The organism is Pseudothioclava arenosa, assembly GCF_002358085.1.
Lineage (GTDB): Bacteria > Pseudomonadota > Alphaproteobacteria > Rhodobacterales > Rhodobacteraceae > Pseudothioclava > Pseudothioclava arenosa.
On sequence record NZ_NTJD01000009.1, the window covers coordinates 131,205 to 156,733 of the forward strand.

Annotated in this window: 25 protein-coding genes; 12 read left to right on the plus strand and 13 right to left on the minus strand. The window is 65.2% G+C overall.

The features are described from left to right. Positions 1 to 5 precede the first annotated feature (5 nt). On the minus strand, positions 6 to 1,139 hold the full coding sequence (locus tag CLN94_RS12195) for a CaiB/BaiF CoA transferase family protein (protein WP_096434226.1): 1,134 nt from the start codon (positions 1,137 to 1,139) through the stop codon (positions 6 to 8). Next, the gene (locus tag CLN94_RS12200; RefSeq protein ID WP_096434227.1) at positions 1,139 to 2,359 is read right to left on the minus strand and encodes an acyl-CoA dehydrogenase; all 1,221 of its coding nucleotides are present in this window, start codon (positions 2,357 to 2,359) and stop codon (positions 1,139 to 1,141) included. Before CLN94_RS12200 ends, CLN94_RS12195 begins: the two co-directional genes overlap by 1 nt. Before the next feature lie 118 nt (positions 2,360 to 2,477). Here CLN94_RS12200 and CLN94_RS12205 point away from each other — a divergent pair, with 118 nt between their 5' ends. Beyond that, on the plus strand, positions 2,478 to 3,389 hold the full coding sequence (locus CLN94_RS12205; protein ID WP_096434228.1) for a LysR substrate-binding domain-containing protein: 912 nt from the start codon (positions 2,478 to 2,480) through the stop codon (positions 3,387 to 3,389). Between the two features lie 211 nt (positions 3,390 to 3,600). Further along, on the plus strand, positions 3,601 to 5,796 hold the full coding sequence (locus CLN94_RS12210) for an NADP-dependent isocitrate dehydrogenase (protein ID WP_096434229.1): 2,196 nt from the start codon (positions 3,601 to 3,603) through the stop codon (positions 5,794 to 5,796). A 72-nt stretch (positions 5,797 to 5,868) separates the two neighbouring features. On the opposite strand, the gene ubiV is transcribed toward CLN94_RS12210, so the two are convergent. From ubiV to ubiT, 3 genes are read right to left on the minus strand one after another with little or no spacing between them, the layout of a single operon-like run. After that, a complete protein-coding gene (ubiV, locus tag CLN94_RS12215) occupies positions 5,869 to 6,774 on the minus strand; it encodes a ubiquinone anaerobic biosynthesis protein UbiV (protein WP_096434230.1) in 906 nt (301 codons plus the stop codon). Between the two features lie 12 nt (positions 6,775 to 6,786). After that, positions 6,787 to 7,764 (minus strand): ubiquinone anaerobic biosynthesis protein UbiU, encoded by a 978-nt coding sequence (gene ubiU / locus CLN94_RS12220; RefSeq protein ID WP_096434231.1) that lies wholly within the window; start codon positions 7,762 to 7,764, stop codon positions 6,787 to 6,789. Next, positions 7,764 to 8,306, minus strand: coding sequence for a ubiquinone anaerobic biosynthesis accessory factor UbiT (gene ubiT, locus CLN94_RS12225; RefSeq protein ID WP_096434232.1), 543 nt, complete (start codon positions 8,304 to 8,306; stop codon positions 7,764 to 7,766). The genes ubiU and ubiT overlap by 1 nt, the downstream gene beginning before the upstream one ends. A 132-nt stretch (positions 8,307 to 8,438) precedes the next feature. On the opposite strand from ubiT, the gene CLN94_RS12230 reads away from it, so the two are divergent. The 5 genes from CLN94_RS12230 (at position 8,439) to CLN94_RS12250 (ending at position 13,548) form a co-directional block, all read left to right on the plus strand. Next, positions 8,439 to 9,947 (plus strand): UbiD family decarboxylase, encoded by a 1,509-nt coding sequence (locus CLN94_RS12230; protein ID WP_096434233.1) that lies wholly within the window; start codon positions 8,439 to 8,441, stop codon positions 9,945 to 9,947. Continuing rightward, the gene (locus tag CLN94_RS12235; protein WP_096434234.1) at positions 9,944 to 10,519 is read left to right on the plus strand and encodes a UbiX family flavin prenyltransferase; all 576 of its coding nucleotides are present in this window, start codon (positions 9,944 to 9,946) and stop codon (positions 10,517 to 10,519) included. Before CLN94_RS12230 ends, CLN94_RS12235 begins: the two co-directional genes overlap by 4 nt. Positions 10,520 to 10,582: 63 nt before the next feature. Beyond that, positions 10,583 to 11,422: a glucosamine kinase nucleotide-binding domain-containing protein gene (locus CLN94_RS12240; protein WP_096434235.1), complete on the plus strand. Its 840-nt coding sequence runs from the start codon at positions 10,583 to 10,585 to the stop codon at positions 11,420 to 11,422. Positions 11,423 to 11,531: 109 nt separating this feature from the next. Next, positions 11,532 to 12,329 carry an HAD-IIB family hydrolase gene (locus CLN94_RS12245; RefSeq protein ID WP_096434236.1) on the plus strand — a complete coding sequence of 266 codons (798 nt, stop codon included), beginning with the start codon at positions 11,532 to 11,534 and terminating at the stop codon, positions 12,327 to 12,329. After that, entirely contained in the window at positions 12,322 to 13,548 is a 1,227-nt protein-coding gene (locus CLN94_RS12250) for a glycosyltransferase family protein (RefSeq protein WP_096434237.1), read from the plus strand. The genes CLN94_RS12245 and CLN94_RS12250 overlap by 8 nt, the downstream gene beginning before the upstream one ends. Here the strand turns inward: CLN94_RS12250 and CLN94_RS12255 are convergent, their stop codons facing one another. From CLN94_RS12255 to CLN94_RS12280, 6 genes are all read right to left on the minus strand, one after another. Further along, positions 13,549 to 15,207 (minus strand): sugar phosphorylase, encoded by a 1,659-nt coding sequence (locus CLN94_RS12255; RefSeq protein ID WP_245845226.1) that lies wholly within the window; start codon positions 15,205 to 15,207, stop codon positions 13,549 to 13,551. Between the two features lie 295 nt (positions 15,208 to 15,502). Beyond that, entirely contained in the window at positions 15,503 to 17,812 is a 2,310-nt protein-coding gene (locus CLN94_RS12260) for a hypothetical protein (RefSeq protein ID WP_096434238.1), read from the minus strand. After that, on the minus strand, positions 17,809 to 18,678 hold the full coding sequence (gene motA / locus CLN94_RS12265; RefSeq protein WP_096434239.1) for a flagellar motor stator protein MotA: 870 nt from the start codon (positions 18,676 to 18,678) through the stop codon (positions 17,809 to 17,811). The genes CLN94_RS12260 and motA overlap by 4 nt, the downstream gene beginning before the upstream one ends. A 63-nt stretch (positions 18,679 to 18,741) precedes the next feature. Continuing rightward, positions 18,742 to 19,338, minus strand: coding sequence for a MotE family protein (locus CLN94_RS12270; RefSeq protein ID WP_096434240.1), 597 nt, complete (start codon positions 19,336 to 19,338; stop codon positions 18,742 to 18,744). Next, complete coding sequence (locus tag CLN94_RS12275; protein ID WP_096434258.1) at positions 19,335 to 19,694, minus strand: hypothetical protein; 360 nt, start codon at positions 19,692 to 19,694, stop codon at positions 19,335 to 19,337. Before CLN94_RS12275 ends, CLN94_RS12270 begins: the two co-directional genes overlap by 4 nt. 19 nt (positions 19,695 to 19,713) lie before the next feature. Beyond that, complete coding sequence (locus CLN94_RS12280; RefSeq protein ID WP_096434241.1) at positions 19,714 to 20,205, minus strand: flagellar basal body-associated FliL family protein; 492 nt, start codon at positions 20,203 to 20,205, stop codon at positions 19,714 to 19,716. 122 nt (positions 20,206 to 20,327) lie between these two features. Between CLN94_RS12280 and fliF the strand changes: the two genes are divergently transcribed. Genes fliF through fliP form a run of 4 tightly spaced genes read left to right on the plus strand, consistent with a single transcriptional unit; the run spans position 20,328 to position 23,529 of the window. Beyond that, positions 20,328 to 21,938, plus strand: a complete 1,611-nt coding sequence (gene fliF, locus CLN94_RS12285; protein ID WP_096434259.1) for a flagellar basal-body MS-ring/collar protein FliF — start codon at positions 20,328 to 20,330, stop codon at positions 21,936 to 21,938. Beyond that, entirely contained in the window at positions 21,938 to 22,540 is a 603-nt protein-coding gene (locus CLN94_RS12290) for a FliH/SctL family protein (protein ID WP_096434242.1), read from the plus strand. The genes fliF and CLN94_RS12290 overlap by 1 nt, the downstream gene beginning before the upstream one ends. Continuing rightward, complete coding sequence (locus CLN94_RS12295; protein WP_096434243.1) at positions 22,527 to 22,811, plus strand: FliM/FliN family flagellar motor switch protein; 285 nt, start codon at positions 22,527 to 22,529, stop codon at positions 22,809 to 22,811. Before CLN94_RS12290 ends, CLN94_RS12295 begins: the two co-directional genes overlap by 14 nt. Further along, positions 22,792 to 23,529 carry a flagellar type III secretion system pore protein FliP gene (gene fliP, locus CLN94_RS12300; protein WP_096434244.1) on the plus strand — a complete coding sequence of 246 codons (738 nt, stop codon included), beginning with the start codon at positions 22,792 to 22,794 and terminating at the stop codon, positions 23,527 to 23,529. The genes CLN94_RS12295 and fliP overlap by 20 nt, the downstream gene beginning before the upstream one ends. 6 nt (positions 23,530 to 23,535) lie before the next feature. Here fliP and CLN94_RS12305 read toward each other — a convergent pair whose 3' ends face one another. Together CLN94_RS12305 and CLN94_RS12310 are read right to left on the minus strand one after the other, a co-directional pair. Beyond that, a complete protein-coding gene (locus tag CLN94_RS12305) occupies positions 23,536 to 23,772 on the minus strand; it encodes a thioredoxin family protein (protein WP_096434245.1) in 237 nt (78 codons plus the stop codon). An 11-nt stretch (positions 23,773 to 23,783) separates the two neighbouring features. Continuing rightward, positions 23,784 to 24,842, minus strand: a complete 1,059-nt coding sequence (locus tag CLN94_RS12310; RefSeq protein ID WP_096434246.1) for a permease — start codon at positions 24,840 to 24,842, stop codon at positions 23,784 to 23,786. A gap of 223 nt (positions 24,843 to 25,065) precedes the next feature. Between CLN94_RS12310 and CLN94_RS12315 the strand changes: the two genes are divergently transcribed. Continuing rightward, positions 25,066 to 25,529 (plus strand): class I SAM-dependent methyltransferase (locus CLN94_RS12315; protein WP_143598923.1); only part of this gene is annotated, 464 nt, incomplete at its 3' end.

Consider the following 25,529-nt stretch of genomic DNA (forward strand, 5'->3'; position numbering starts at 1 on the left):
TCTGGTTAATCGCGCCCCTGCCCGAGCTTCGGCGCAGGGCGCGCGGGCGCCAGCGGGCTTTCGGAAAACTTGATCGGCAGGCGGATGCCGGGGATGGCCCCTTGCTCCGCTGCGGCCTCGATGCGCATGCCGCGCGCGATCACCTGCGGATCGGCAAAGACCTCATCCACCGCGTTGATCGGGCCGGCGGGCACGGTCGCGGCCTCAAGCGCCGACAGAATCTCGGCCTTCGAGAACCGCGCCAGCGCCGCGACAATCTGCGGACGCAATTCGGCACGGTTTGCGACCCGCGCCTCGTTGGTGGCGAACCGCGGATCGGCGCCCAACGCCTCCAGCCCCACGACCCCGCAGAACCGCCGGAATTGCCCGTCATTGCCGACCGCAAGGATGATCGAGCCATCCGCCACCGGCAGAACCTCGTAAGGCGCGATATTGGGATGCGCGTTGCCCAGCCGGTGCGGCGCGCGCCCGGTGGCCAGATAATTCATGCCCTGATTGGCCAGCACACCCACCGCACAGTCCAAGAGCGCCATGTCGACCAACTGGCCGCGCCCCGTGCGCGCCCGCGCCGCCAACGCCGCCTGAATGCCGATCACCGCGTAAAGCCCGGTGAAGATGTCGGCGAAAGCCACGCCGACCTTTTGCGGCTCGCCCGCCGGGTCGCCCGTCAGGTCCATCCAGCCCGCCATCCCCTGGATCAGGAAATCGTAGCCCGCCCGCTCGGCATAGGGTCCCTCCTGCCCGAACCCGGTGATCGAGCAATAGACCAGCCGCGGGTTCAGCGCGCTCAGGCTCTCGTAATCCAGCCCATATTTGCGCAGGCCGCCGAGCTTGAAATTCTCGATCACCACATCGGCATCCGCCACCAGATCGCGCACGGTCTGCTGGCCCTCTGGCGTGGTGAAATCCGCGATGACCGAGGCCTTGCTCCGGTTCGTCGCGTGGAAATAGGCCGCTGCCCGGTCGCCCTCGCGTTCGATGAAGGGCGGGCCCCAGCGGCGCGTGTCATCGCCCTCGGGGGCCTCGACCTTGATCACCTCGGCGCCCAGATCGGCCAGCACCTGACCGGCCCAGGGACCGGCCAGGATGCGGGCAAGCTCAACCACCTTCAGCCCGGCAAGGGGCGCCTCGGATGCCATCAGAAGAAGGCCTGAAGGCCGGTTTGCGCGCGCCCGAGGATCAGCGCATGGACGTCATGCGTGCCCTCGTAGGTGTTCACCGTTTCGAGGTTCTGCGCGTGGCGCATCACCTTGTAGCCGATCTGCGTGCCATTGCCGCCATGCATGTCGCGCGCGATCCGCGCGATATCCAGCGCCTTGCCGCAATTGTTGCGCTTGATCAGGCTGATCATCTCGGGGGCGGCACGGCCCTTGTCCATCAGCCGGCCCACGCGCAGCGCGGCCTGCAGGCCCAGCGTGATTTCGGTCTGCATGTCAGCGAGCTTCTTCTGGTAGAGTTGCGTGCCCGCCAGCGGCTTGCGGAACTGCTGCCGGTCAAGCCCGTATTGGCGCGACTGCAGCCAGCAATCCTCGGCCGCGCCCATCACACCCCAGGCGATGCCATAGCGCGCGCGGTTGAGGCAGCCGAACGGGCCCTTCAGCCCCTCGACATGCGGCAAGAGCGCGTCTTCGCCGACCTCAACACCCTCCATCACGATCTCGCCGGTGACCGAGGCGCGCAAGCTCAGCTTGCCCTCGATTTTCGGCGCCGACAGGCCCTTCATGCCCTTTTCCAGCACGAAACCCTTGATCTTGCCGCCATGCGCCTCGGACTTCGCCCAGACCACGAAGACATCGGCGAAGGGCGCGTTGGTGATCCACATTTTGGCGCCGGTCAGACGGTAGCCGCCGTCGATCTTCTCGGCGCGGGTCTTGAGGCTGCCCGGGTCCGAGCCCGCTTCGGGTTCGGTCAGGCCGAAGCAGCCGATCCACTCGCCCGACGCCAGTTTCGGCAGGTATTTCTTGCGCTGCTCCTCGGTGCCGTAGGCGTAGATCGGATACATCACCAGCGAGCTTTGCACCGACATCATCGAGCGATAGCCCGAATCCACCCGCTCGATTTCGCGCGCAACGAGTCCATAGCTCACATAGCCCGCGCCGAGCCCGCCGTATTCCTCGGGGATCGTCGCGCCCAAAAGCCCCTGCTCGCCCATCTCGGCGAAAATCGCGGGGTCGGTGTATTCGTCGAGATAGGCACGCTCGACCCGCGAGGCCAGCCGGTCCTCGGCAAAGGCGCGCGCCGCGTCCGAGAGCATCCGCTCTTCTTCGGTCAGCTGGTCGGCCAGGCGCAGCGCATCCTCCCAGTCGAAGGTGGACAGATCGGGGCGCTCTTTCGCCTTCATCTCGCGGGTGTCGCTCATCGGAAGTCCTTTCGGTGTTCGATTTGCGCCAGATTAGCGCCGCGCCGCGCAATTGCCTAACGATATAATTTGCGCAGTTCATGAGTTTTTCGCATAATTATGAAAACCAAGGACCGCCATGCGCAAACGCTACATCCCCACCATCACCGAGCTTGAGGCCTTCGCGGCCTGCGCGCGGCTGGGCACGACGACGCTGGCGGCAGCGCATCTGAACCTGACGCAAAGCGCGATTTCGCGCGCGCTCGCGAGCCTCGAAGACCGGCTGGGCGCGGCGCTGTTTCATCGTCAGCGTCAAAGGCTGGTGCTGTCGCAGGCGGGGCACGTCTTTCTGGAGCAGGCCGAAGAGGTGCTGGCGCGACTGAACAGTGCGGCGACCGGGATCATGGCCTTTGGCGGGCGCGACCGGGTGTTGCGGCTGGCGGCCCTGCCCTCCTTTGCGCGCTCCTGGTTGATCCCGCGCCTGCCCGATTTCACCGAGCGCCATCCCGAAATCAGCCTTGAAATCTCGTCCCGGCTGCTGCCGGTAGATTTCCTGCACGACCCGTTCGACTGCGCGATCATGCGTTCTCAGCATGAACCGCCCGGCGCCACGTCGCTCGAAATCCTGCCCGAGCGCCTCGTGGCGATCGCGCGGCCCGCACTCTTGCAGGACCGCGCCGCACTGAGCGACGAAGACCTGCTGAACCTGCCGCTGTTGCAACAATCGACTCGACCGACGCTCTGGCTCGACTGGTTCCGCGGCCGCGAGATCGACCCGCGCAGGATCCTGCGCGGCGCGCGGTTCGATCACTTCGACATGGTGCTTGATGCCGCGATCGCGGGGCTGGGCGTTGGGCTCGTGCCCGAGGTGCTGGCCGCGCGGGCGCTGGCGGCGGGCAGCCTGCGGCTGGCGACCGAGCGCGGCTTCAAGACCGGCGAATCCTACCGGCTTATCTTCCCCCCCGACACGGCTGACACCGCGCCGATCGCGCCGTTTCGCGACTGGATCGCAGGTCAGGCCCGCACCGCAGGGCCTCCTGCCACTCCCTGAACGACCGAAAGGCGCGAAAATTCGGCAAAAATACGCGGTATACAATGGCACACATTGACTTGTGGCCCTACCTCGGCTACCCGATTTCCGAGCCTGCCGGACGGGGGAGCGGCGCTCGGTCCAAAATCTCGGCCCAATGTTTCGTCCGGCTATGCCTGCAACCTGTCACGCGCCCGCGCGCGGGCGGCCTGATGCGAAAAGGACGGACCCCATGGCCAAGACCCCCGACATTATCTACACCATCGTGGACGAAGCGCCCGAGCTTGCCCGCGTCTCGCTGCTGCCGATGATCCGCGCCTTCGCGGGCCCGGCCGGCATCAATGTCGAAACCCGCGACATCTCGGTGGCTGGCCGTATCCTCGCCACCTTCGCCGATTACCTGACCGAAGATCAGCGCATCTCGGACGACCTGGCGGAACTGGGCGAGCTGGTGAAGACCCCCGAAGCCAACGTCATCAAGCTACCGAACGTCTCGGCTTCGGTGCCGCAGCTGACCGCCGCGATCAAGGAACTGCAGTCGCAGGGCTATGCGATCCCGGATTACCCGGCTGAGCCCGCGACCGACGAAGAGAAAAAGATCCAGGCGCGCTACGACGCGATCAAGGGTTCGGCCGTGAACCCGGTGCTGCGTGAAGGCAACTCGGACCGCCGCGCCGCCAAGGCCGTGAAGGCCTTTGCCCAGAAGAACCCCCACTCGATGGGCGAATGGGTGAAAACCTCGAAAACCACCGTTGCCTCGATGTCGGGCGATGACTTCTTCGCCAACGAAAAATCGGCGACCATCACCGCCGCGCAGGCCGGTGCCGCCAAGATCGTCTTCACCGGCGCCGACGGCAGCGAGAAGGTGCTGAAAGACGGGCTGAAATACGAAGAAGGCACCGTCGTCGACGCGACCTTCCTGTCGGCCAAGGCGCTGCGCGCCTTCATTAAGGCGGAAGTCGCCTCGATGGAGCCGGGCGTGCTGTTCTCGGTGCACCTGAAAGCGACGATGATGAAGGTCTCGGACCCGATCATCTTCGGCCATTTCGTCTCGGTCTACATCGAGGACTTCCTGGCCAAGCACGGCGAGACCGTGAAGGCGCTCGGCTTCAACCCGAACGCGGGCCTGGGCGACCTGGAAGCCAAGATCAAGGGCAATGCCGATCTGGAGGCCGACCTCAAGGCCGCGCTGGCCGCCAAGCCGCCGATGTACATGGTGAACTCGGACAAGGGCATCACCAACCTGCACGTGCCCTCGGACGTCATCATCGACGCCTCGATGCCGGCCGTGATCCGCGCTGGCGGCAAGGGCTGGGGCCCGGATGGCAAGGAAGCCGACACCAAGTGCTGCATCCCCGACAACTGCTATTCGGTCGTCTATGACGAGACGATCAACTACTTCAAGGAAAACGGCAAACTCGACGTCACCACCGCGGGCGCCGTGTCGAACGTGGGCCTGATGGCGCAGAAGGCCGAGGAATACGGCTCGCACCCGACCACCTTCGAGATCGCCGCGCCGGGCACCGTGCGCATCGTGCTCGCCTCGGGCGAAGTGCTGCACGAGCATGCCGTGGACACGGGCGACATCTGGCGCTCGGCCACCGCCAAGAAGGCGCCGATCCTCGACTGGATCCAGCTGGGCATCGCGCGCACCAAGGCGACCGGCGCCGCGGCCTTCTGGCTCGACGCGAACCGCGCCCATGACGCCGAGCTGATCAAATATGTCGAGCCCGCGCTGAAAGAGGCCGGCATCGAGATCCCGATCCTTGCGCCGCGCGAAGCGACCCGCTTCACGCTGGAAACCATGTGCGCGGGCAAGGATTGCGTCACCATCACCGGCAACGTGCTGCGCGACTACCTGACCGACCTGTTCCCGATCCTGGAACTGGGCACCTCGGCCAAGATGCTCTCGATCGTCAAACTGATGAACGGCGGCGGCATGTTCGAGACCGGCGCTGGCGGCACCGCACCCAAGCACGTGCAGCAGGTCGTGGGCGAAAACCACCTGCGTTGGGACAGCCTCGGCGAGTTCTGCGCGCTGGGCGAGAGCTTCAACTTCTTCGCCGAAGCCCGTGGCAATGCCAAGGCGGCGGTTCTGGGCGCTGCGGTCGATGCCGCGACCCAGAAGGTTCTGGACAATGGCGACAGCCCGCAGGGCCGCGTCGGCCAGAACGACAACCGCTCGTCGCATTACTGGTTCGCCCGCTACTGGGCCGAGGCCATGGCCGCGCAGGGTGACGATGCCGAGCTGGCCGCGCATTTCGCGCCGATGGCCAAGGCGCTGGCCGAGAACGAAGCCACGATCCTCGCCGAGCTGAAAGCCGAAGAAGGCAAGCCCGCGGATCTGGGCGGCTATTACCACGCCGACCCGGCGAAGGTCGAAGCGGTGATGCGCCCCTCGGCGACGCTGAACGCGATCTTCGGCTGATCGCAGCCACGAGAACGGGAAAAGGGGGCGAAATTCGCCCCCTTTTTCATTTTGCCCGAGGGCCTGAAAGGCTCAGGCCGGTTCGCGCAGACCCGACCAGTCAACGCCCCGCGCGCCGTCGATGAACCCGTCCGAAAGCCGCAGATCGGGATCGGAAGCGATCAGATCTGCCACCAGCGCCTCCGCGCTCATCGTGCCTTCAAGCACCGCGCGATAGCCCCGGCAGAGATCCGCGAACCCCTTCGATTGCGGCGAAAGCCGCAGCGCCGAAACGCCCGCGGCACGCAGCTTCTCGACCTGACGCGCCGCGCAGGCATGGCTGTCGGAAAGCGTCTGCACCCCGTTGATCGCAAGGAAACTCTGACCTTCCAGCGTCTCGACCGGGCGGCCATCGGGGTCTTCCTCGCAGGCATATTGGCAATTGTCCTTGGGCCGGTTGTAGAGCCGCGAGTGATAGCAGCGCCCCGAGATCGCCAGCGGCAACCGGCCATGGCCCCAGACCTCGATCGCCACGCCCCGCGCGGCGCCCGCCTTGGCCAACGCCTCGATCGAGGCCAGCGGCAGCTCGGGCGGCAGGCAGATCCGCCGCGCGCCCTTGTCGGCCAGCCAGTTCAGCGTGCCCTCGTTATAGACGTTCACAAGCGCCCCGACCGAAAACGCCGCGCCCTCGGGCAGATAGCTGAGCGCGGTGAGGTCGTTGATCTCGACCTCGCAGCCCATCCCGGCCAGCTCGGCCGTCAGCTTGCGCTCGCGCTTCAGGGTAATCAGCGCGAGGCTCGTCAGCACGACCTCCTTGCCCGCCGCCTGCAACCGCGCCACCGCATCCGGGATCAGATCCTGATAAAACGGCAACCGTTTTGAGCAGACCAGCTCGCCCAGCACCACCCGATCGACCGGCACATCGGCCAGTTCGGCATGAAATTCGGCCCATTGCTCGGGCTTCCAGAAAAATTGCACAGCGCCGACTGTCAGTTCCATCGCTTGCCCTCCTCAGCGCCAGGTTTTCTTGTAGGCGCCCGTAGTGCCCGCCTGCCCTTCCGACAGACGCGCGAGCATCCCCTCGGGCATCGGCAGCCCGGCCTCGAGCGCATCGACCGCGGCGCGGAAGTTGCGCACCACCTGCGAGACGTAAGACACCGAGCGCTGCCGACCCTCGATTTTCAGCGCGGTGACACCCGCCTTTTGCAGCGCAGGCATCAGCGCCTCGGCATTGAGGCTGACGGGGTCTTCGAACAGGTGCCCGGTCTTGTCGCCCGCCGTGAAACAGCCCTTGCAGAGCGTCGGATAGGGCGCGGGCTCGCCCGCCCCCACGCGGTGGATCGTATAGCCGCCGAGCCGCGCATCGAGCCGTCCGGCCTCTTCGCGATATTCCACATGGCTCGCGGGCGAGCAGACGCCGTTCATGTTGGGCGACTTGCCGGTGGCATAGGACGAGAGCGAACACCGCCCCTCGGCCATCACGCAGAGCCCGCCGAAGACGAAAACCTCGGTCTCGACATCGGTCTCGGCATTAATCGCGGCGATTTCCGGCACCGAGAGAACGCGCGGCAAGACCACCCGCTTCACCCCGAATTCGGCGGCGTAGAAATTGATGATATCGGCATTGGCGGCGGCCGCCTGCACCGAGAGGTGGCGGCGCAGATCGGGGAATTCGCGCGCCGCAAAGGCCAAGAGCCCCGGATCGGCAAGAATGATCGCATCGGCGCCGCAGCCCGCCGCATCGGCCACCGCGCGATGCCAAAGGGCCTCCGCCCCCGCGCGCGGGTAGGTATTGATCGCGATCAGCACCTTGGCGCCATGCTCATGGGCACGCGCGATGCTCTCGCGCATCTCGTCGCGCTCAAAGTTCAGCCCCGGGAAGTTGCGGGCATTGGTTTCATCCGCGAAACCGCAATAGACGGTATGCGCGCCGGCCTTGACGGCGGCGCGCAGGGCTGCCGGCGTGCCTGCCGGACAAACGATTTCCATTACCAAGCCTCTGCCTCCTCATGGCGGGTCAGCGCCACGCCGGTTCGTTTCTCGGCCAGCGCGACGATGCGCTCGACCATGCCGCGCGCGGGGCCCGCGAGCGCCTCGATTTCCGCAGCCAAATCCAGCTCGGCCGCGTCGATCGCATTGCGCAGCGCCAGAACCGCGGCTGTATCCCCCTCGATCACCAGATCGCGCGAGAAAAACAGCGCGTCGCCGTCATAGGCGCCATGCACCATCCCCAAAAGCGCCGCCAGCGGCCCCGCGATGCGCGCGTCATGCGGCTGCGTCGCGCGCGCAAGCGTAACCCTCGGCGCGCCTTCGCGCGGCTCCAGCAAGATCACCACGGGCAGATCGACGGGGTCGATTTCAAAGCGCTTGGCGCCATGCTCGCCCAAGCGGCGGAACATTTTCGGATGTTCGCGCGCGAGTCGCGCCACGAACCGATTGAGCCCCAGTTGCAACGGCCTGAGCGGCGCCAGCCGCAGCGCGCGGCCCGGCCAAAGGGGAAAGATCGGGATCTGATCGGGGGTTTCGGACATGGGCCCTCCTGCGCGGCTCCCCGGGGGGATGCCCGGTTGTAGCCAGCCCAGCCTCTGCCCGACTTGACGATTATCAAATGCGGCGGGGCGACGCAGTGTTAGGCCGGGAACAGCCCGAAACCGGAGCCTGCCATGCGCACCCTGCCCCCCTTCCCGAGCCTGCGCTCCTTTCTCGACCATTGCGCCGAGGCGGGCGAGTTGCGGCTGATCCCCGAGCCGGTCGCGATCCGTCACCAGATGTCGGCTGTGCATCGGGCGGTGCTGGGGCGCGGCGGACCGGTGCTGCGCTTTGACGCCCCGGTGTCCAAGACCGGCGCGCGCCTCTCCATGCCCGTCGTCACCAACCTCTTCGGCACCACCGCGCGCGTCGCCGCAGGGCTCGGCGTGACGTTGGACGAGGTGGGCGAGCTGGGCGCTTTTCTGGCTGCGCTGCGCGCGCCCCCGCCGCCCGAAGGGCTGCGCGACGCGCTCTCGCGCTGGCCGATGCTGAAAGCGGCACTGGCCACCCGGCCCAAGATCGGTGGCAAGGCCCCGGTGCAGGAGGTCGTGCTGGAGGGCGCGGCAGTGGACATGGGCGCGCTGCCGGTGCAGACGCTCTGGCCCGGAGATGCGGGGCCGCTGATTACCTGGCCCGTGGTGCTGACACGGCCTGCGGAAAGCGCGCCCGACGCGGTGCAGACCTATAACGCGGGCGTCTACCGCGCGCAGGTGATCGGGCGCGACCGGCTGATCCTGCGCTGGCTCGCGCATCGCGGCGGCGCGGCCCATCACCGCAGCTGGCAGCGCCGGGGCGAAAAGATGCCCGTCGCGATAGTGCTGGGCGGATCGCCGGGGCTGTTGCTTTCGGCCGCGCTGCCGCTGCCGGAAACCGTGTCGGAACTGAGCTTTTCAGGCGTTCTGTCGGGCACCCGCCCCCGGCTTGTGGCCGCGCGCACCGTGCCGATCCTCGTGCCCTCCGACGCCGAAATCGTGCTGGAAGGCTGGGTCGATCCGCAAGAAACCGCCCCCGAGGGCCCCTTCGGCGACCACACCGGCTATTACAACGCCGTCGAGCCCTTCCCGGTGATGCAGATCACCGCGATCACGCACCGCCGCGATCCGCTTTACCTGTCCACCTACACCGGCCGCCCGCCGGACGAGCCCGCGATCATCGGCGAGGTCTTCAACCGGCTCGCCCTGCCCACGATCCGCGCCCAGATCCCCGAGATCCGCGACCTCTGGCTGCCGCCTGCGGCCTGTTCCTACCGCATGGCGGTGGTGGCGATCGACAAGCGCTATCCCGGGCAGGCGCGGCGCGTGATGATGGCGCTGTGGGGGATGCTGCCGCAATTCAGCTATACCAAGACGATCATCGTCGTGGATGACGATATCGACCCGGCGAACTGGGACGATATCGCCTGGGCGCTGGCCACGCGGATGGACCCGTCGCGCGATGTGATGATCCTGCGCGACACGCCGATGGATTACCTCGATTTCGCCGCGCCCGAGCCGGGGCTGGCGGGCAAGATGGGGATAGACGCGACCAACAAGCTCGGCCCCGAGACCCGGCGCGACTGGGGCGAGGTGATGGCCATGGCGCCCGCCGACGAAGCCTTTGCCACCGAGCTGCTCGCGCGCCACCTTCCGGAGCTGATACGATGAGACAACCTTCTGTGATCCTTGGGATTTCCGGCGCATCCGGCGCGGCCCTCGGGCTCTGGGCCGCGCGTCATCTGGCGGCACTTGGTGTCGGCATCGAGCTGGTGATGAGCCCCGCCGCCGAGCGCACGCTGGCCGAGGAATGCCCGCCCGAGGCACGCGCCGAGCTGGAGGCGCTGGCCACCGCCCGCCATCCGGTCAACGACATCGGCGCGCGCATCGCCTCGGGCTCAGCCCCGGTCGCGGGGATGATCGTCGCGCCCTGTTCGATGCGCTCGCTCGCGGCAATCGCGCAGGGGCTGGATGACAACCTGCTGACCCGCGCGGCCTCGGTACAACTCAAGGAACGCCGCCCGCTGCTCCTGCTCGCGCGCGAGGCGCCGCTGACGCTGGCGCATCTACGCAACATGCTGGCCGCGACCGAGATGGGCGCGGTGATCGCGCCGCCCGTGCCCGCCTTCTACCTGAAGCCCCAGACGCTGGACGAAGCCTGCGCCCAGATCGCCGCGCGCGCCGTCGACATGCTGCGCCTCGGCCCGCCCCGCGCCGCCGCCTGGAGCGGCAAGCCCCTCTAGCCGCGAGGCATTGCGGTGGCCCCGCCATTTGCTATGTCTGGTCCTAAGGCTGGCGGAGGTTGCATGGCTCTGGTTCTCGGGATTGATGGCGGCGGCTCCGGTTGCCGCGCGGCTCTGGCCGATGCCACGGGTCGCGTGCTCGGGCGCGGCGAGGCCGGCCCCGCCAATATCCACAGCGATTTCGACGCCGCGCTGGCCAATATCCTGCGCGCAACCGAGGCCGCGCTGGCCGAGGCCGGCGCGGGGATCGACACCATCGTCACCGCCGTTCTGGGCCTTGCCGGGGCGAACCTGCCCGAGCTGGCCGAGGCGCTCGCCCGCCGCCTGCCCTTTCCCGCGCGTGTGATCTCGGACGCGCTGACGGCAGCGCATGGCGCACTGGGACCGGATGACGGGATCGTCGCCGCGATCGGCACCGGCTCGGTCTTCGTGCGCCGACAAGGCCCCGAGACCCGGATGATCGGCGGCCACGGGTTTTTGCTGGGCGATGAGGGCAGCGGCGCGGTGCTGGGGCGCAGCCTCCTGCAGGCCGCGCTCCGCGCCGAGGAAGGTCGCGCGCCGCTCACGCCGCTCCTGTGTGCGGTGCTGGAGGAATTGGGCGGCCCCAACGGCCTGATGACTTTCGCCCGCGACGCCCGACCCGCCGATTTCGCGGCCCTCGCCCCCCGGCTGATCGACAGCGCCGACCCCGCCGCCGAGGCGATCCTGCGCGAGGCAACCGAGGAGGTCGCCGCGATCATCGCGCATCTGCAACCCGAAACCGCCCTGCCGGTGGTCTTCCTTGGAGGCCTCGGGCCCAGCTATGCCACACGGCTCGGCGCGCGCTGGCCCGCGCTGCCCCCCCGAGGCTCGGCACTGGATGGCGCGCTGGCACTGGCGCTTTCGGAGGCGGCACGGGGCTAACCCCCAAAGACGCCGAAATGCGCCTGCCCACTACAGTTTTCCGCCGCCAGAGGTTCCATCCCCCGCGCGCCGCGCCTAAGATCGGCCAGAGGCAACCGAAAGGAACGGCGTGCGACTTCTGGTTTTCAGCGATCTTGACGGCACTTTGCTGGACCATGAGAGCTATGACCACAGCCCCGCCCTGCCCGCATTGCAACAGCTTCAAGCCCTTGGCGCGCCAGTCATTCTGGCCTCGTCGAAGACGGCTGCCGAGATGCGGGTCTGGCAGGAACGGCTGGGCCTGACGCGCTGGCCCGCGATTGTCGAAAATGGAGCGGCGCTGGCCGAAGGCACCCCCGATGACCGCGACTACCGAGCGATCCGCGCGGCCCTTGCGGATCTGCCGCCCGAGCTGCGCGCGCCGTTTCGCGGCTTTGGCGACATGAGCGTGGCCGAAGTCGCCGGGATCACCGGGCTCTCACCCGAGGCCGCAGAATTGGCCTGCCGCCGCGCCCATTCCGAGCCGGGGCTCTGGGCAGGCGATGCGCTGGACCGGGCGGCGTTTTTGACGGCGCTGGCCGCGAAGGGGATCGAGGCGCGCTCGGGCGGGCGGTTTCTGACGCTGTCCTTCGGCGGCACCAAGGCGGGCCGCATGGCCGAGCTGATCGCACGGCTCCGCCCCGACATTACCATCGCGCTTGGCGATGCCCCGAATGACCGCGAGATGATCGAGGCCGCCGATTACGGCGTGATCATCCGCAACGATCACGGCCCCGGCCTGCCGCCCCTGCCCGGCGAGGCCGAAGGGCGCATCCGGCGCACAACGCGCGAAGGCCCTGCGGGCTGGCGCGAAGGGATCGAGACGATCCTGCACGAGATCGGGCTGGCCGAAGCCGCGCCCGCGACCAAAGGAAAGACCCATGGCTGACTTCCATCAGAACGGCAATATCGCGCAGTTCCATAACCTGCGCACCCGCCCGCTGGCCGAAATGGATTACGAGATTTCCACCTTCGCCCAGACCCGCAAGATCTCGTTGATCCTGCCCTCGCTTTACTCCGAGCTTGAGAGGCCGGCGCTGGATAACATCCTGAATGAACTGGCAAAAGTTCCCTATCTGCACCGCATCATCATCGGCCTCGACCGTGCCGACGAAGCGCAATACCGCCACGCGCGCAGCTTCTTTGCCCGCCTGCCGCAAAACCACGTCGTGATCTGGAACGACAGCCCGCGGATGAAAGCCCTGATGGCGCGGCTCGAGGCGCTGAACCTTGCCCCGCAGGAACCCGGCAAGGGCAAGAACGTCTGGGGCTGCATGGGCTACCTGATCGCCTGCGCAGACAGCGCCGTGATGGCGATCCACGATTGCGACATCACCACCTATTCGCGCGAGATGCTGTCGCGGCTGGTCTATCCGGTCGCGCATCCGGGGTTTTCCTATCAGCTTGCCAAGGGCTTCTACCCGCGCATCGGCAATAACAAGCTGGGCGGGCGGGTTACGCGCAACCTCGTCAGCCCGCTCCTGATCTCGCTGAAGAAGGTGATCGGGGACCGCGATTACATCGACTACCTGCGCGCCTTCCGCTACCCGCTCTCGGGCGAGTTCGCGCTGCGCACCGCCTCGCTGCCCGATCTGCGCATTCCCTCGGACTGGGGGCTGGAGATCGGCGTGCTGTCGGAGGCCTGGCGCAACCTCGGGCCGCGCGCGGTCTGTCAGGTCGAGATCGCCGACATCTACGATCACAAGCATCAGGACCTGTCGCCCGAGGATGCGCGCGCGGGGCTGAACCGGATGTCGATGGATATCTGCAAGGCGATCTATCGCAAGCTTGCCGCAGACGGCACGGTGTTCACGCCTAACGTTTTCCGCACGCTGAAGGCCACCTATTACCGGCGCGCGCTCGATATGCTTGACGTCTATTCGCATGACGCGGCGATGAACGGGCTCACCTTCGACCGCCATGCCGAGGAAATGTCGATCAACCTCTTCGCCGAGAATATCATGCGCGCGGGGCAGGTGTTCCTTGATAACCCGCAAGAGGCCCCCTTCATTCCGAACTGGAACCTCGTGCATTCGGCCGACCCGACGCTTCTGGCTGATTTCAAGGCGGCGGTCGCGGCCGATCAGGCGGAATTCGCACCGGCCTGATCAGCCGTGATTGGTGATCCAGCGGCACTGATAAGGCGCCAGCGTGATCGTCCCGTCCGGGTCGATCACCTCACCCGAGAGCAGATCCTGCCAATGCTCATCCGCGATCAGGTTGAGCGAAAAGGCTTCCATTTCAACGACTTCATCCGAGACATTATGCAGGGCAAAGATCGACTGGATGCGATCGAGCGATTGCCGCCAGACACCCAAAACCCGGTCGTCAAGTTGCAACGTGAGCTGCGTCGCATTCGGATGGAAGGCCGCCTGATGGCTGCGCAGCCGCAGACGCCGCGCCATTTCCGACAGCACCCGCGCCTGATCGCTCGACGGGTCATCGAGCCGCGACAGCAGGTCTGGGTAGTGCCAACGATGGCGGTTGATCGCCCGATTCATGCCGCGCCGGGTGACCGACTCGCTGTCATTCGGCGTCGCGGTCAGTGAATGGATGTAAAAGGCCGGGATGCCTTCGAGCGACATCACGATGGTCTGCGAACAGAGAAACCGCTCGACCTTGAGCGCCTCGACGCCCGCAAAGGTGCGGGTCAGCGCGTCGAAATAGCCGCAGTTGATTTCATAGGGCGCCTCGGTGCCATCGGTCAGCGAGCGCATCGAGACGAGCCCCCCCACCCCTCGGATAGTCGCGATCATCCGCGTGATCTCAGTCGGCGGCAAAAGCCCCTCGACCGGGCGCATCCCGATCCCGTCATGGCTGGCGGTAAAGTTGAAATAGGCGCATCCCAGCGGCGCGGGCGGCATCGAGCGCAACCAGCTGCGCAATGCACCCACCCGCCCCGACAGCATTGCATGCAGGATCAGGGGCGGCAGCGGGAAATTGTAAACCATATGCGCCTCGTCCCGGCGCCCGAAATACGACAGGTTCTCGGCCTTGGGGACGTTGGTTTCGGTGATCAGGATCAGCTTTTCGCTCGAAAAATCCGCGAGAAGCCGCATCAGTTTGACCACCGCATGGGTCTGCGGCAGGTGGATCGAGGGCGTCCCGGGCTGCTTCCACAAGAAAGCCACCGCATCGAGGCGCAGCGTGCGCACGCCCTGATCGACGTGAAACCGGATCACGCGCAGCATTTCCAGCAACACCTCGGGATTACGAAAATCGAGGTCGATCTGGTCATGGCTGAAGGTACACCAGACATGGCGCGGGCCCATCGCGGTCTGCACTTCGCGCAGCAGGGGCGTCGTGCGCGGGCGCACCACCATCGACAGATCCTCATTGGGCGAGGCCTCCATGAAGAACCCGTCATAGGGTTTCTGCCCCTGCCGATAGGCGTTGAACCACGCGCCCTGCGAAGACACATGGTTCAGCACGAGGTCCGACATCAACCCGAATTCCGCGACGATCCGGCGAATGTCGGGCCAGTCGCCCAGCGCCGGATCGACCTTGTAGAAATCGGTCACCGCAAAGCCATCGTCCGAGGTGTAGGGAAAATAGGGCAGGATATGCACGCTGTTGACCGCACCCGAGAGCCGCTCGGTCAGGAAATCCAGCAAAAGATCCAGCGGTTTGTGCTGCCCGTCCGTGACGCTGTTGCCATAGGTGATGACCAGCGCGTCAGACTCGCTCCACAGGTTGTTCGAGGGCCGCCGCTGCCGTTGGCGCCGCATCCGCCCCTCGGGCCAATAGGCCGCGATCACTGCACTCACCAACTCCTGGCTATCCCGCTCGGGATAAATCTCTTGCAGCAGCGCCTGAAGACGCCCTTCCAAAGCGGTCGAAAGTGTCGGTGTCGCGATCGCCCCATCCCCCAAGCTCTTGGCACGTCTATCAATTAACTATTAATGCCGCGCGGAGCTGGCGGTAAAGTCAGGATCGCTCCATTCCCGAGCTTCAAGGGATCGACTGCGACCAATGAAGCGGCACTGCCCGAAAAAGCGGCGAAGCATAGTTCGGACCGGGCGCTCGACGGTGGTTCCTCAGCCGCAATGGCGGTGTGGTCGCTCATTCCCCGGCATCGGGGACGTCCAAAGCGCGCAACAGTTGATCAAGCGCCGCGCGCTCCGCCTCGGACTTCCTCAACAGCCCCCGTGCGCGCGTCAGGGCTGCCGCGTCCTCCCCGTTGCCTGTCGCTTGTGACGTCATATCTGAGCCCGGCGGCGTGGCGCCCCCCGCAATCTCGAACGCGCGCAGAAACTCCTGTTCCTCTGCGCCCCCCGTTTCTTCGATCACACCCCAGTTTCCGGCAAGCCAGGCCGCTTGCACAGCCTCCGGGCGCGCACCGGTTTGTTCAAAATGCTCAAGCGCGGCGGAGTAATCGCCAAGGAGCATCAAAGCCTCTGCCCGCAACCTGTCTTCCGCCGCGCCATTGAGCCCCGAAAGATACGCGAGCGCGGCGGGCCCATCCTTTTCGGCCAAAGCCGTCTGAGCGAGCACGCGACGCCCCCGCCCCAAAGCGCGCGTTTCCGCATTCAGCGCATCACGCGCGGCCGCCGAAAAACCAAGTTCTACCAGCCGTTCCGCAATTTTCAGACGAGTATCCGCTTTCAGGGAAACCCGCAGAATCTTTTCTCGATGGCTGAAATAGGTCTTGAGGAACAGTGGATCGAGTTCGATCCGCGCAACCATCTCGAACAGCGTGGCAAGGGTCTGCGGGTACAAACTCTCTACGTCGGGAAACTCAGGCAAAACAGTAGCCGCCCCGAACGCCCCTTCGAAATCTCCGGCCGACCCCAGCCCCAAAGCATAAGCACGCTGCAAGGGCGCCCCGGACTGGTCCTTGCGCAGCTCGAAGGCAAGAGCCGCAGCCGTTTCTGTCAAATGCCGCTCGACCACATCATGACGTGCGACTATTTCCTCGACAAGAAGGAGAAGTGCCTGAGGAGATTCCACTTCAGCGGTCCTTGCGACATGTCCGAGCCGGTCGATCGCGCGGTCTTTCGCCCCGGTCGCAAGATCAATACGTGCGGTCATCATATCTGCAGCACCGCTTTCAGCAGGGGCGACCCGCTCGAACGCAGCCAGAATGGCCCTGGCCTCTTCTTTCGCGCCAAGGCCAATCAGCCTTTGCACCAACCGCTCCCCGATAAAGCCTCGGAAATGCGAAGGAAGCGCAGAATAGGTGCGCTTTATGGCCTCAAAGTTAATCACCGTCGCAATGTCTTCCGACGTCGCCAAAACCGCCCATAGGGCCACCGGCCCATCGCAACTCGACAGCTGTGCTAACCCCGTGAATTCATGCGTTGAACCTTCAGAGAGGACTGCCGCCATCAGGTGAATTGGCAATGCATCTTTCTCGGGCAGATCAAACGCCTCGACCAGCGCCCTCGCTTCATCTCCAAACCCGAAAGCGATGTGGATACGAGCCAATCGCACGACATCCTCGGGTGACGTCCGATCGAATTCACCATAGAGGTCCCTCCGCGCGGCTGCGATCTGCGCAGTCGCGGGTTCATCGTCAATCCAGCTTGCGACATCAAAGCTCCCCTCGGCGGGGCAACTGCCAGCTCCGACAAACTGGGGCATAGCTCTTGCCTCGACGCCGGCATCACGATCAATCGCGGTCAGGCTTTTCACGGCGAGGTGGCCAGCCGGAGCCTCGCCCGCCCCCTGTTCCTCATCGTTCATTCCGTCCTTCGGATCCGATGCAAACTCAGGGTCAGCCGACGCATCCTCGCCCGACGACAAAGGAAGATGTATCAAGCCCTGCGCGGCGGCCCGCCCCAACTGCTCCAGAAGGTTCGATTCCGCCTCAGCCAGTCGCGCGTCCGGGGCCTCCGAAAGCTTCGGCACAACCGAGGGCAAAGCTTCGGGAATGGTGACAACAGAAGGCGTTCCTGCCGCCTCCCAAACGCCTGGAAAAGAGTCCGCATGCACGGCAATGCTCGGATAAGATCGGGCGATTTCCTGGACGAGTTTGCCACCCTCTGACTCCGGCGCCAGCTTCGCATGCGTGTCCTCCGGTTCGGACCTGAAATCGAGTACAATACCGCCATCCGAAAGCTGAAAAGCTGCGGCGGAAACCGAGTCCGCAGTTCGAAACGTAAGCCCCGACGGACGGTTACTTCTGGAAACGTCCAGAACCCGGGTTCGGGGAATCAGATTAAACACCTGCTCCAGCAGAAACTCAGGGTTTTCAATATCCAGATCAAGCCGATACCCGTCGGCTTGCCGCTCAAGGGTCCAATCGGTTCCCGTAGGGGTCATGACGACGAGGCGCGAAAAATCGGCATGTTCCCCTGAGCGCACGAGGATCGGCTCCGCCGCAAGCTGCGTCGCGATCAGCATAAAAATCGCAAAGAGCCGCGCGATCATGCCGCCTCCGACTTCACCGATTTCAGTGCTTCTTCCAGATCGGAAAAGCTCGGGCGGATATGATGGGGCGTATTCTGCCGCCCGACTTCAATGCAGATATTCGTAGCGTGATTATGCAGGTTGGCGACCAGAACCTCGCGGATCAGTTTGTAAAAATGGCTGTCTTCGTCGATCACCGCCTTCATCCGTGTCGCGAATGGCGCGATGAAACCATAGGCCAGAAACACGCCCAGAAACGTTCCGACAAGGGCGCCGCCGATCATCTTGCCCAGAATTTCCGGAGGCTGGTCGATCGAGCCCATGGTCTTGATCACGCCAAGCACGGCGGCCACGATCCCCAGCGCGGGCATCGCATCCGCAACCGATTGCATCGCATGGCTGGAATGCAGCGCATGGTGATAGTTCGCTTCGAGTTGTTTCTCCAGAACCTCCTCGACCTGCATCGGATCGTCGTAGTTCATCGACGCCGAACGCATCGTGTCGCAGATCATTTCGATCGCTTCGTGATCATGCAGAATCTTGGGGTATTTCCCGAATATCGAGCTGCTGTCAGGGGTTTCGATATGTTCTTCGATCGCAACCGGATTCTGCCGCGCAAGACGGATCAGTTCGAACAAGAGACACAGCAGGTCGCGATAGTCACCGGGCTTCCATTTGGGCCCCTTGAACACTTTTCCTATGTCCTTGAGCGTATGTTTGATCGCGGGGACGTCATTCGACAGCACGAACGCACCCGCAGCGGCGCCTCCGATCATGATCATCTCGAACGGCAGGGATTTCAGGATAATCCCCATCTTGCCGCCCGCCGCGACATATCCGCCAAACACCATGGCGAAGATGATGACGATGCCGATGATCGCAATCATTGCAGGGTCTCCTCTGGTTCGGGGGCAGGATGGCAGAGACAGCTTAAGAAAGGCTGAGCGGCCTCAATTTCGGGGCGCATCGGCGTTGCGCCCGGCCAGCAGGACACTGATCGCGTAGCCCGTCTTGGGGTCGAGCGCGGCCAGCACCCCCGCCGCCGCATCCGGACGCATGCGCGCAAGGAACCCCGCCGCGAAATCAGGCGCCATTTCTTCGAACAATGGCGCCGCCTCCTTGGGCTTCATGCTTTCGTAAAGCGCGACCAGATGCGAGACGTCATCCTCGGCACCCCGATCTGCAATCGCGATGGTGCGCGCTAGTTCTGCCTCGGCCGCTTTCAGCTCCGCCAGTCGCGCCTCAAGGTGCCCTTCGGCGGTCCGCATGGCCTGATCGCGCGCGGCCTGGCTCGCTTCGCGCGCGTCGAGGCGGGTCTCGCGGAGCGTCAGTTCCGACATCATCGCCAGAACCGCTTCATCCGTCACGCACTCGCCCGCGCCTGTGGCCTCGGACGCGGTATGTCCGCTCTCGGCCAGCGCGCCCCAGGCCGCGTCGCCAAACCGCAGCACCCCGGACAGGATCAACAAAACGAACACCGCCTGCAGGCCAAAACGCCAAATGCGGCTGCGTTTGCGCTTGGCGGGCTTTGCACGCGGGCGGGTCATTCCGCGGCCTCCAGGTCACGGTCCCGGAGGCGGCGGCGCTGAACGCGATAACGCCGGGCCTCGGCATCGCCTTCGGGCAGGTCATGGAGCGAGGCCAGCAGAAGTTCGAGCTTGTCCGCCCCGACCTCGGCCCGCTCGGTGAGGGCGCGCAGTTGCTCCGCCGAGAGGCTCGCCGTCGCCTGCGCCCGCTCCAGCGCCTTGGTCATGTCATCGACCTGAGCGGACAGCACCGCAATGGCGCCGCCCATACCCGATTCAAGCTGGTTGAACCGTTTCAGCCGCCGTGACAGCACGAAACAGTAGCCCGCAGCGGCCAGGGCCCCGAATCCCAGAAGCACGTCGGAGATCAATTGCACCAGTTGCATCGCGCCCTCCTCAATTCAGGACAAATTCGATGATCAGAAGGTCGCGCACGCGCCCCTCACCCACCACGATCTGCACCCGGCGCAGCATCTGCGCGCGCAGGCGCATCAGGGCACTCGGGTCCTCAAGCAAGGTTATATCCACCGCGCGCAGATAGCCGTTGAGCACATCCATCACCCGCGGGCGCAACAGTTCGACATCGGGCTGATAGGCGGGCGGCACCTCAAGCTGGGCGTTGAAGCGCAAGTGCCGCGCGCCGCTGCTGCCCAGCGAAATCACCATCGGATCAAGCGCGACGAAGGCCACATCGCCAAGTGCCCCCGGCGCTTCATGGCCATCGCCATGCGCCTGCGCCTCGGGCGCGTGCGGCGCCAGGATCATCCCCGAATAGACCGCGTAAAACCCGCCGCCTCCAAGCGCCAGCATCAGCACCAGCCCGATCAGCAACGGGAGTTTCGACTTCTTTTTCGGAGGCTCTTCTGCGGCCGGATCAGTCTCTGCCATGGGATCACCGATTTCTTCGTTCCAAGGGCAGCATTACCGAAAACCCACTAACCGATTGTTAATCCAGATAGGGGAATCTCGGCGCTGACGAGGGACAGAATGTCCGCATTCAGGAGGTGCTCGTGCAACAGCTTCTCACCGTCTGGCAGGCGCTCGACGCGCGGCGCCGCGCGATCGTTCTGGGCGCGACGGCAGCGGTGTTTGCCGCCGTTCTGGCGCTTTCGGCCATCGCTTCGAAACCCTCGATGGCGCTGCTTTATGCGGGGCTGGCAGGGCCGGAATCGGGCGAGGTTGTTGGCGCGTTGGAACAACGCGGCGCGAAATTCGAGGTGCGCGGCGACTCGATCTATGTCGAGGCCGCCCAGCGCGACGCATTGCGCATGACCCTCGCCGCCGAGGGGCTGCCCGCCACCGGCAACGCGGGCTATGAGCTGCTTGATACGCTTTCGGGCTTTGGCACGACCTCGCAGATGTTCGATGCCGCCTATTGGCGCGCGAAAGAGGGGGAACTCGCGCGCACGATCCTGTCGAACCCGGCAATCCGGGCCGCGCGCGTGCATATCTCCGCCGCCCCCGCGCGCAGCTTCCGGACCGATCTGCGCCCGACCGCCTCGGTCAGCATTTCGACGGCGGCGGGCGGGCTTTCAGCGCCGCAGGCCAAGGCGCTGAAATTCCTCGTGGCCTCTGCCGTCGCGGGGATGCACCCCGACGACGTCTCGATCATCGACAGTGAAAAGGGCCTGATCGGCGCGCCCGAAGCCAACACGCTGCCCCAAGGCGAAGAGCGCGCCGAGGAACTGCGCCGCAATGTCGAACGCCTGCTGGAAGCGCGTGTGGGCTATGGCAACGCGATCGTGGAAGTCGCAGTTGAAACCGTTACCGATCGCGAGGCAATCACCGAACGCGTGATCGATCCGGCGGCGCGCGTGGCGATCTCGACCGACCTCGAAGAGCGCAGCAAGAACGCCGATGACGTGAAGCCCGGCGCGGTCACCATCGCCTCGAACCTGCCCGAGGGCGACGCAGGCGGCAGCGGCAAATCGCAAAGCAGCTCCAGCGAGACGCGCGAGCGCACGAATTACGAAGTCTCTGAGACGACACGGGAAATCCTGCGCACCCCCGGCGCGCTCAAACGCCTGAGCGTGGCCGTTCTGGTCGACGGAATGCGCGTCACTTCGGCCACTGGCGAGACGCAATGGCAGCCGCGTTCCGAACAGGAACTGGCGGATCTGCATGAACTGGTTGCCTCCGCCGTCGGCTTCAACGAGGCGCGCGGCGACGTGATCACGATCCGTTCGCTTGAATTCGAACCCGTCGCGATGCTGGGCAGCGAGGCTCAGGCGGGATTGCTGGCCGGGGTGCAGCTGGACCTGATGCAGATCATCCAGATCGCCCTTCTGGCTCTGGTCGCCGTGGTGCTGGGGCTGTTCGTGATGCGCCCGATCCTGACGCAAGCCCCCTACCCGGCAGCCCCGGCGCTTGCCGCGCCCAGCCCCGACACGCCCCCCGCGCTGGCAGGCGAAATCGCCGAGGGCAACCTGCCCGAGCAGGACATGCAGATCGTCTCCGATTTCGGCCTCGATCAGCTGCCGATGCCGATGGCCTCCGCATTCGACGATGATTTCAGCACCGAAGACCCCGTCGCGCGGATCAAGCGCCTGATCGACGAGCGACAGGCCGAAACGATCGAAATCCTGCGCAGCTGGATGGAAGATGAAGAGGAGACCGCCTGATGGCCCGCCCCTTGCAGCTTGAATCCTTCGACGACCCCGCCCCCCAAAGCGACCTCGTTTCCCTCGACAGCGCCGCCTTCGAAGAGGCGCGCCTCGCCTCCTTCGAAAAAGGTTTCTCCGCCGGTTGGGAGGATGCGGTCGCGGCGCAAAACACCGAGATGAAGCGCCTCAATGGCGAACTTGGGCGCTCCTTGCAGGAGCTGTCCTTCACCTATCACGAGGCGCGCGCAGCCATGCTGGGTGCGCTGCGCCCGCTGCTTCTGGACATGACGTCCAAGGTCCTGCCCGCGGTGTCGCGCGACACGCTGGGCGGGCTGATCACCGATGAAATCGTGGCGCTGGCCGACGAGGTCTGCGCCCTGCCGGTGACGGTCGTCACCCACCCGGATACGCTGGCGCAACTGCGCGACATCCTGACCGAAAAAAGCACCCTTCCGCTCGCATTTCGCGCCGAACCCTCTCTGACCGAGGGGCAGGTTTTCCTGCGCTTCGACGACAGCGAGCGGCAGATCGACATCGACGGGCTGATCGCGCGCATCGGCACCGCCGTGCGCACCTATTTCAACATCACCGAAGAGGACGCCGCCCATGACCATAGCTGACGAGACCGAGGCCGCTGGCACCAACCCGTTCACCCAGGTGCCGATCGAGATCACGATTTCGGTCGGCAAGGCGCGCCCCTTGGTGCGCGACCTGCTGCGGCTCAAGCGCGATGCGGTGCTGCCGCTTGACCGGCGCGTCGACGACCCGGTTGAGCTTTACGTCGGCGACCGGCTGATCGCCCGCGGCGAGTTGACCGAGCTTGAAGGCGAGCGCGCGGGCCAGTTGGCCGTGCGGCTGATCGAGGTGGCCGATGTTTCGAACGGGCTCTGACCTGCGATTTCTGCTGCTGGCCTTCCTGCTTCTCGCCGGACCTGCGGGCGCGCAGGAACTGACACTGAACCTTGGCGAGGGCGACAGCCTCGCCTCTCGCTCGATGCTCCTGATCGCGGGGATCACCCTGATCAGCCTCGCGCCCGGGATCGCGGTGATGGTCACCAGCTTTCCCTTCATCGTCACCGTACTTTCGATCCTGCGCCAAGGCCTGGGGCTGCAACAATCGCCGCCCAACATGCTGATCGTGAGCCTCGCGCTGTTCCTGACGTGGTTCATCATGGAGCCCACCCTGACCGAAGCCTGGGAGCAAGGCGCGCAGCCGCTGATGGAAGGGCAGATTGAAATGCACGAGGCGCTGACGCGCGGCCTCGCGCCGTTCCGGCAGTTCATGGCGACCCGCGCCGACCCCGAAACCTTCGCGCGTCTGAACGACCTGCGCCCCGATCGCGCCTTTCAGGGCGCCCTGCCCGACGCGCCGCTGGCGACCTTGGTGCCGAGCTTCCTGCTATCCGAAATCACCCGCGCCTTTGAAATCGGCTTTCTGGTGTTTCTGCCGTTCCTGATCATCGACCTCGTGGTTTCAGCGATCCTGATGTCGATGGGGATGATGATGGTGCCCCCGGCCGTGGTCGCCCTGCCCTTCAAGCTGGCCTTCTTCGTGGTGGCCGACGGCTGGACACTTCTGTCCGACGCGCTGGTGCGCAGCTATTTCTAGGCCCCCTCAGACGCCCAGCCAGCCTTCCAGCTTCGCGGCATCGGGCAGCCCGCCCGCGTGCACGAGCTTGCCATCAATCGAAATCCCCGGCGTCGACATCACCCCGGCCATCGCGATCGCACGCGGGTCCGTGACCTTTTCGACCTCGACCTCGACGCCCAGCTTCGCGGCCGCCGCGCGCACCATCTCGGCGGTGGTTTCGCAACGCTTGCAGCCCGGGCCAAAGACCTTGACGGATTTCATCGCATTCTCCTTCAGAACATCAGGTTGAACAGGTAGCCCACGGCCAGAATACCGCCCGCGACCACCGTGATGAACACGGCGATCAGGCGCAGCGTCAGAACCTGCCGCAGGATGATCATTTCGGGCAGGCTGAGCGCGATCACGCTCATCATGAAGGCCAGAACCGTGCCCAGCGCCGCGCCCTTGCCCAAAAGTGCCTCGACGATCGGGATGACCCCGGCGGCATTCGTGTACATCGGGATGCCCAGAAGCACCGCCGCCGGCACCGACCACCAGGCTTCGGCGCCCATGATCCGCTCCATCAGCGCCTGCGGCACATAGCCGTGGATCAGCGCGCCTAGCCCGATGCCCAGCAGGATCCAGACCCAGACCTTGGCAAAGATCTCGCGCACGGCGGCAATCCCGAGACGATAGCGATCGACCATCGTCAGATGCGCCTCATCGAGGCCCTCGGCGCCGTCGCCGGCATGGATCTCGCGCACCCAGTCCTGCAACCAGGCTTCAAGGCGCAGCCGCCCGATCACCCAGCCCGCGACGCCCGCGATGGCAAGGCCAAAGGCCAGATAGGTCAGCGCCACCTGCCAGCCGACCAGCCCGAACAGCAGCACCAGCGCCACCTCATTGACCATCGGCGCCGCGATCAGGAAGGAAAACGTCACCCCGAGCGGGATGCCCGCGGACACGAACCCGATGAACAACGGCACCGCCGAGCACGAACAGAATGGCGTCAGAACCCCGAGCCCCGCGGCCATCATGTTGCCCACGCCCTCGCGCTTGCCCGACAGGAACGCGCGTGTCTTTTCGGGCGAGAAGAAGCTGCGCACCACGCCCATCGCGAAGACGATCAGCGTCAGCAGCATCATCACCTTGGGCACATCATAGAGGAAAAACGCGACCGCCTCGCCAGCATGCGAATGTCGCTCAAGCGGAAGCTGCGCGGTCATCCATTCGGCGGCAGGCTGCAGGTTGCGATAGATATTCCACCACAAGATCGCAAACCCCAGCACCGCAAGATGCCAGTTCCAGCCGGCTCGTCCCGGCCCTGTTTCAAGAGGAACCCCGTCACTCATACGGCACCTCCGTCGTTCAACCGGGGCGCGGTCCAGCCTGACCCGCCCCGACGCCCATAAGCGCACGAAGCGCCCCCGCTCGCGTTGATCTGCGTCAAGGGTGTGACGCATGGGCGGGTGTGGGGGTCGAGAACCGGCAAGGCTTCGCTTGCGAGCGTATAAAACCTAGACATTTCCGTCATCAACCTGTTTATCTTCCGCAAACGGAAAGCAAGGTATTCTCATGAAACAGACCCCGCCCAAGGGCGATACCTACTACAACAAACGGGCCCGGAACTACGAGGCGCGCCGCCTCAAGCAAGAATGGTGGCATGTCGAACAGGACGAGATGAAATCCCTGCTCGAGACCCTGCCCCGCGGGCTGAAAGTCGTCGACATCCCGTTCGGCACCGGCCGTTTCGTTCCTTTCTACGACGAACTCGGATATCAGGTGCACGGGCTCGACGCCTCGGGCGACATGCTCGTTGCCGCGCGCGAGTCGCTCGGGGCGCTTTATGAGAAATGCAGCTGCACCATCGGCAGCGCCGCGGATCTTCCCTACGAGGACGGCGCCTTCGATCGGCATTGTTGCAGAACTCTGGCTGCGAAGGATTCACATCGCGAATCCATGCAGTTAGACGCGTGGTATGAGCAAGCCCAAGCCCGCCCGCTATCGCACGACGAACTGGTCCGACTACAACGCTGCGC